This window comes from Protofrankia sp. CiP1_Cm_nod1 (genome assembly GCF_920888515.1).
Classification (GTDB): domain Bacteria; phylum Actinomycetota; class Actinomycetes; order Frankiales; family Frankiaceae; genus Protofrankia.
Window position 1 is genome coordinate 1 of sequence record NZ_CAKKTM010000303.1, and the last position, 6191, is coordinate 6191.

Consider the following 6191-nt stretch of genomic DNA (forward strand, 5'->3'; position numbering starts at 1 on the left):
CCGACTGGGATAGATTTTGCGTTGTCCTTGCCGAAATCTTCATCCGTGTGGCTCATGCGGCATGCCGCAAACCTGGCAGGATCAGGCACAGCACTGCCGCGGCGGCGGCCGTGGCGGCGAAGGCGCCCACCGCCCAGGCGCCGGACACGTGCTGGACAAGCAGTCCAGCGGTCAGCGGCGCCAGCGCAGCCAGCGCGGTAGTCGCCATGACCACGGTGTTGATGACTCGGCCGCGCATTTCTGCCGGTGCACTGCGGAGCGTCACGGCAAACAGCGCGGCGTTCACGGCCGGCGCGAGCAGCAGCGCTATGGCGATCGGCGCCGCCACCAGCGGCGACGGGAGGAGCGGTGCCGCAGCGCCGAACAGCAGGGCCCCAGCCAGGGTGATCGTGGTGGCCAGGGCTCCCAGGCGCATGCGCCCCTGCAGCCGGGGCGCCACTATGGCGCCGAGCAGCCCGCCGGCCGCGATGGTCGCCTGCACCAGGCCGATCACCGCGGTGGAGGTACCGTGATGACGCAGCGCGAGCGTGACGGTGAAGATCACGCCGGTGAAGGCGAAGTTCATCAGGGGTGCCGTTATCGCTACCGCGCGCAGGATCGGCACCTGCCAGACGACCTGCAGGCCATCGGCCACCTCGCGCCACAACGCCTTGCGCTCGGCCGCGTTCTCCGGGCGGAACTGCCCCCGGATCCTGTTCACCGTGCCGAACGAGACCACGTAGGAGACGGCATTGGCGAGGAACGGGACGGCCTGGCCCAGCCCGAAAAGAGCCCCGCCGAGCGCCGGGCCGGCCAGGGCGGCAGCGTAGGTCCTGGCCTCGGTGGCGGCCGACGCCTGCTCCAGTTGCCTGTCCGGCACGATCCCCGGCAGTGCCGCGGCAGCCGCCGGGTTGAAGATGGCGCCCGCGCCTCCCTCGATCAGGCACACGACCAGGACGACCGGCCAGGACGCGAGATGGGTCACGATCAGGATGCCGAGCAGGGCCAGCAGGACCGCGCGCATGATGTCGCAAATGATCATCGTCAGCCGCCGGTCGAACCGGTCAGAGAGCGCCCCGGCGGGCAGCTGCAGGCACAGCAGGGTAATTGCCCGCGACGTCCCCACCACTCCGGCGAGCACCGCCGAGTGGGTCAGCGCCAGGATAAGCAGCGGGTAGGCGAGCAGGCCGATCCCTGAGCCGGTATCGGAGAGCAGCTGGCCGATCCACAGCATACGGAAGCCCTCGTTGCGCCGGAGAGGAACTTCTTGTTGCACATCGGCGTCTGTCTCGATTCCGGCGGCATCGCTCACCTTTGGAACAGTATGCGCCAAGGGTCAGGAGCAGCGTTTTGATCGTGTACTCGGGGTCGGTGGCACGGCCACGGCGACCGCGGAGCCGGTGGGTGGCCCGGCGGCGGACGTCGCCGACCGCCTTGTTCGCGAGCTGGGCGACGTGGAACGGGTCGACCGCGACCATCGGGTACGGTAGCGCGGCCTGCACGGCCCGCGCGGCGGTCCGGTAGACGGTGGACATGTCGATCGTCACCGCCCGGACGCCGGCCCTCCATGGGGCGGGCCGGGCGGTGATCCAGTCGACGACCGGGGTGGCGGCGCGGCTCTCCACGACCCCGAGCAGGCCATGGCCACCCGTGGCGTCGATCAGAACGCTCTGCCAGCGATCCGCGTCGGTGACAGACCGCCCACTGGTCGGGTCACGGTGCCAGCGGGGACGTCCGCGGCGCTGGTCGTCCAACCCCAGCACCTCCACCGGAGGCAGCGGGCTCGACACCGACCGGGCCGTCTGCGAACCAGGCCGCTGCTCACCTGTGGCCCCGGCGTCAGCCCCGGCCATGGTGGCATCAGCATCCGGACCCGGGGCTGAGGTGATGGTCGTAGTCTGTTCGGTGGTTACGATCCCCGCCGCCGCGGCGACACTGATGAACCCGCCATGCGCGGTATGCCAGCTCACCCCCAGCGCGGCCGCGATTTATCGAGCAAGTACGATCCCTCGGAAATTAGATCGTGATGGCGGCTGCTTGTATCGTTCATGATGTCTATCTTATTCGGGGATGGAAGTCTATCCATCGGTGGTTTTTTGTGCTTGGTAGCTCCTTTGTGATCTACGGGGGTAGATAGAGGCGGAGCCGATGCCCGGCTGCGAGCTTGTCGATCAGTTCGCGTAATGGGTGGAGCGTGGGGGTGATGGGCCAGGCATGGCAGGCGTGTAGGCGTAGTGAGTATCTCGCCCTGCATGGCCCGATCACGGTGCACCATGTCTGAACAGCGCAAACGCCCCGCACCCACCATCCGGAGGGTCGGGGCGCCACTTCCGCTGGGGCGTGTATCCCAGGGCGCTCAGAGTATGCGCTCTGTGGCTTCAGGCGTCAATACGGATACGCCCTGACCGAAGGTCTGCTGGCCGCGGGGGCACATCCCGATTCTCTTGATCGTAGCGAAATGTGCGGGGACGCTGCTCGGCTGCTTCTCGAGGACGTGTGGGTCGATCAGCCCGGCTTGGACAAGCGCGTCGGCGAAGGCGAAGTCCTTCTCACGACCCGCAACCAGCTTCGCGATCACGCAGTCGTGGGGCTCCGGTTGCATGCCGCGTGTGTCCGTCGCCAGTTGGCGCGGAACGCTGTCAGGACTGCCTGTCGGTCCGTTTCCGGGAGGACGCAGGCGAACGGCGAGTTCTGTCGAAGGTCGCGGGCGTGCGGTGTGGTGGAGGTCAGGATCTCCAGCACCACGTCGGGCCCGGCGTCGAGCATGTCCTGCCAGATGGTGAGCCAGTGCCGGGTCACCCCGCTGGGATGAATCTCAAGCAGCCGTGTCAGGTTCTCCCGGGCGGCTTGAAGAACACCGTCCGGATCAGTGACGAGCCGGCCGGCAACGGCCTGATGCAGCCACAGCGAACGGGCCTGGTCGCGGGTCAGTTCGGCCGGGAGAAACGGTGTGAGATCGCCGCGGCGGATGCGGCGATGCGTGCCGACAGTGGTATGCGGCAGGAGGCCCCGCCGGCAGAGATCGACCACGTGCTGGCGCGAGCAGCCGAGCAGTTCCGCGACGTGGCCCGTGGTCAGCAGGTCGTCGTCCGGATCGCTCAACAGATCATCACTCACACGGCCAGCATGCCTCGCAGCCCCAAAAAACGCAATCACGGACGGCGTCACGGTTTCAGGCGGGCCGAGCGGCCCCACAGGGCTTGCATGGTGCCGCGTCCGTAGGGCTCTCGTCCGATCGTTTCGTCAGGATGCCTTGCCGGCGAGGTCGGGGTCCTCGTCGGCGGATCGGGCAAGGCACTAACCAAATGACCGAACTCAGGCGACCACGGCCGTGACCAGACCGAGCAGCGCCGCCACCGACCTGAGCCTGGCGAGGCGGGCGGCGGGGTGCCCGCCTGCTTTACGGACGGCACCCGGGCCACCGCGGACGTCCTGATCGACGCGGACGGCATCCGCTCGGCCGTGCAGGGGCTCATCCGGCCCGGTCGCCCCCGGCCGCGCCACACCGGCCTGCTCGACTTCGGCGCCCGGCTGGACCACACCGGCATCCCCTCGACCTGGGGCCGCATGCACCTGGCGTTCGGCTGGCGGGCTTTCTTCGGCTACCTCGTCTTCGACGACGGCAGCGGCGGCTGGTTCGCCAACCGGCCGAGCAGGGAGCCGACGACCACCGCCGAGGCCCGGGCGGTCGGCGCCGAGGAGTGGCTGCGGGTGCCCGAAGACGAGCGGCTACGAGATATTGTCAAGCAGACGTCGGACCAGCAGACCACTCGCGCCCGTCCCAGAGGAGAGGCCACGCGATGAGACTCGCCAGCCCCGCGCGGCTGCGGGCCAACGCGGCGACGATCCACGAGCTGGGGCGCCGTTACGGCCTGCGTTCCTTCGCGCTGAGCGCGGAGCCCGGAGAGCTCGTGGCGACCTTGGACGAAGGCCGCTCCTACTTCGACATCACCGGTTTCGAAACCGACCTTTCCACGATTATCGACGCCACCGTGGAAGTCGTCCCCCGCGGCCCCGGTGTGGACGTGGAGGAAACCGAATACCTCGACGACGCACGCGGGGCGGCATGACCGCCACCCCCGCTGATCGCGAACGCCGCGAACTTGTATGCCTGCTCGACGCGCGGGCGGCACTGGACCGTGCCCTATCGATCTCTCGTGACGGAATACCGAAAGCAGGCGACGGGCGACTGCTCTCGCTCGCGTACTGCATGCTCACCTTCGGCGAGATGTTGAAGCAGGCCTCGCACGGAAGCGTGACATACGCCTATAGCGGCGCCATTGCGTTACGCGACAAGCTGGCCCACATCCCTCACCGCAAGCTGAACGCAGAAGTACTTGCAGCGTCTGTGGACAGAGCGGTAGCAGAGATCCTCCCCCTCATCCAAGCTCGCGTCCAGGATCTTGATTCGAACGGCAGACCCTGAGGACCGCCAATACGTGCCCCATTGCACGGCAGAATGATCATCTCATAGTCACATCGCTGGAGCGGAACTGCACCCATCGGACATTGCAGAGGAACAGACTTCCTGTTCTGCCGATGAGGTCGCGGAGTGTGTCGAGAGCGGGTGAGCGGGTGACCATCAGACGGTGATCTGGCTGAGAACCGCTTCCAGTTGGCTCGGGCGTTCGGCGAGCTTGTCGACCACGGCTGTCACCTCGGCGATCGACGACGCGACGTAGACGTCGGGACGACCGACGAGTTCTCTGCCCCACTCGGTGCTGTCGACGACGAGATCGGTCAGGATCACCGGCCGGCCGTGGTGCACCGCCATCCGGGCCTGAATGCGGGCGCCGCTGTGTTCGCCCGCCTCGACGACGATCGTGGTGATGCCGTAGCCGGACATCACCGCGTTGCGCATCGGGAAGTTACGCTGCTGAGGCGGCGCGTCCGGCCAGAACTGCGACAGCACCAGCCCTGTTTTCGCGATGCGCTCCTGAAGCCCGCGGTTGGCGGTCGGGTAGCACCTGTTGATCCCGGTGCCGATGACGGCCACGGTGCGTCCACCGCAGGCGAGGGCGGTCTCGTGGGCGGCGGTGTCGATCCCCGCCGCGAGACCGGCAACCACCGTGAGATCCATCGACACCAGCGTGTCAGCGATGGACCTGGCCATCTTCAGGCCCCGCTCCGACGCCTTGCGCGAACCCACGACGGACACGGCCCTGTCATCGGCGAGCAGGCGGCCGCGGGCGAACAGGAACGGGGGAGCCTCGTGGATGTCGCGGACGCGCGCCGGATAGCGCTCGTCGGCGATCGAGAGGAACTCCAGCCCGGCCGCACGCCAGCCACGGACCTCGTCCCGCGCCCGGTCGAGCAGCACGGCATGGTCGTCGTCGCCGAAGAGGCTGTCAGCGACAAGCTGTGCCCGCGCCGCCGTAGCACTCCCGCTCTCCAGCACGGCACCGGCGAGCTGAAGCCAACTGAGCCCGCGCGGCCGCTGCCGAAGCAGCGCGACGAGCTCCGCCTGCTCCTCGATGCCCGGCTCCGCCACGCCGTCAGCGTAGTGGACGCGAGCGCCGCGGGCGGGCAGCCACCCCATGATGCGATCGAACATACATGCGAATATACGTGTGGTCGCTGACAGCTCCGGGAAGCCTCGCCCGTGTCGCTCGGCAGATCATCATTCGCGCGGCCGGCATGCCTCGCAGACCCAAAAAACGCAATCTCGGGCGCCTTCACGGTTTCAGGCGGGCCGAGAGCGCCGGTCAGGTAACCATACGTATCCCTCCTGAACGATGGCACGCTTCGATGGACGTCGGCCGCCAGAGAAGATCGGCGTAATTTTGTCGTTATGTACGCTTTTGCGGCCAAAAAACGTACACAACGACAAACTCTCCTGGATCATGGCCTGTGCGGGTGGTCGTGGATGGGATCCGCGCTACTTGACCGGCGTTCGAGTGGCCCCACCGGACTTGCGTGGTGCCGCGTCCGTGGGGCTCGGTCGGTCGTCTCGTCAGGATGCCTTGCCGGCGAGGTCGGGGTCCTCGTCGGCGGATCGGTGCCGGTTGGTGACCCAGGCGTCGGGCAGGGCGATCCACTCGCTTTCGGTCACCAGTTGGACGAGGGCGCCGTCGAGGCGCGGCGGGCGGGTCGGCTCGGTCGTCGGGCACAGCACCCACAGCGGCCGGCCGTCGGCGCGGGCCCGTTCGGCGAGCGCGAACAGCACGTCCAGCCCGCGGCCGCCGTAGCGGCCGAACACGCCGGCGTCGTGC

8 protein-coding genes and 1 pseudogene are annotated in these 6191 nt (G+C 68.0%); 3 read left to right on the top strand and 6 right to left on the bottom strand.

Features of this window, described 5'->3' with window-relative positions; all coding sequences use genetic code 11:
• Positions 1–52: 52 nt before the first annotated feature.
• From NBX02_RS13635 to NBX02_RS13650, 4 genes and pseudogenes are all read right to left on the bottom strand, one after another.
• The gene (locus NBX02_RS13635) at positions 53–1291 is read right to left on the bottom strand and encodes an MFS transporter (protein ID WP_250291612.1); all 1239 of its coding nucleotides are present in this window, start codon (positions 1289–1291) and stop codon (positions 53–55) included.
• A 37-nt stretch (positions 1292–1328) separates the two neighbouring features.
• Positions 1329–1832 (bottom strand): annotated as a pseudogene (locus tag NBX02_RS13640) (transposase); the annotation flags it as partial.
• 503 nt (positions 1833–2335) lie between these two features.
• Positions 2336–2557 (bottom strand): hypothetical protein, encoded by a 222-nt coding sequence (locus NBX02_RS13645; RefSeq protein ID WP_250286678.1) that lies wholly within the window; start codon positions 2555–2557, stop codon positions 2336–2338.
• On the bottom strand, positions 2554–3174 hold the full coding sequence (locus NBX02_RS13650) for a helix-turn-helix domain-containing protein (protein WP_250291613.1): 621 nt from the start codon (positions 3172–3174) through the stop codon (positions 2554–2556). The genes NBX02_RS13645 and NBX02_RS13650 overlap by 4 nt, the downstream gene beginning before the upstream one ends.
• 192 nt (positions 3175–3366) lie before the next feature.
• Between NBX02_RS13650 and NBX02_RS13655 the strand changes: the two genes are divergently transcribed.
• Genes NBX02_RS13655 through NBX02_RS13665 form a run of 3 tightly spaced genes read left to right on the top strand, consistent with a single transcriptional unit; the run spans position 3367 to position 4405 of the window.
• On the top strand, positions 3367–3783 hold the full coding sequence (locus NBX02_RS13655; protein WP_250286682.1) for a hypothetical protein: 417 nt from the start codon (positions 3367–3369) through the stop codon (positions 3781–3783).
• Positions 3780–4049 carry a hypothetical protein gene (locus NBX02_RS13660; protein ID WP_250286684.1) on the top strand — a complete coding sequence of 90 codons (270 nt, stop codon included), beginning with the start codon at positions 3780–3782 and terminating at the stop codon, positions 4047–4049. The genes NBX02_RS13655 and NBX02_RS13660 overlap by 4 nt, the downstream gene beginning before the upstream one ends.
• Positions 4046–4405 carry a hypothetical protein gene (locus tag NBX02_RS13665; protein WP_250286686.1) on the top strand — a complete coding sequence of 120 codons (360 nt, stop codon included), beginning with the start codon at positions 4046–4048 and terminating at the stop codon, positions 4403–4405. The genes NBX02_RS13660 and NBX02_RS13665 overlap by 4 nt, the downstream gene beginning before the upstream one ends.
• Positions 4406–4561: 156 nt before the next feature.
• On the opposite strand, the gene NBX02_RS13670 is transcribed toward NBX02_RS13665, so the two are convergent.
• Both NBX02_RS13670 and NBX02_RS13675 read right to left on the bottom strand, forming a co-directional pair.
• Positions 4562–5533 carry a DNA-processing protein DprA gene (locus NBX02_RS13670; RefSeq protein WP_250291615.1) on the bottom strand — a complete coding sequence of 324 codons (972 nt, stop codon included), beginning with the start codon at positions 5531–5533 and terminating at the stop codon, positions 4562–4564.
• 399 nt (positions 5534–5932) lie between these two features.
• A partial coding sequence (locus tag NBX02_RS13675; protein ID WP_250291617.1) for a hypothetical protein occupies positions 5933–6191 on the bottom strand: 259 nt, incomplete at its 5' end.

Bases quoted from the DNA above. Each gene is read 5' to 3' on its own strand.
- NBX02_RS13660 (WP_250286684.1), top strand. From the start codon at position 3,780: ATGAGACTCGCCAGCCCCGCGCGGCTGCGGGCCAACGCGGCGACGATC.
- NBX02_RS13665 (WP_250286686.1), top strand. From the start codon at position 4,046: ATGACCGCCACCCCCGCTGATCGCGAACGCCGCGAACTTGTATGCCTG.
- NBX02_RS13670 (WP_250291615.1), bottom strand. From the start codon at position 5,533: ATGTTCGATCGCATCATGGGGTGGCTGCCCGCCCGCGGCGCTCGCGTC.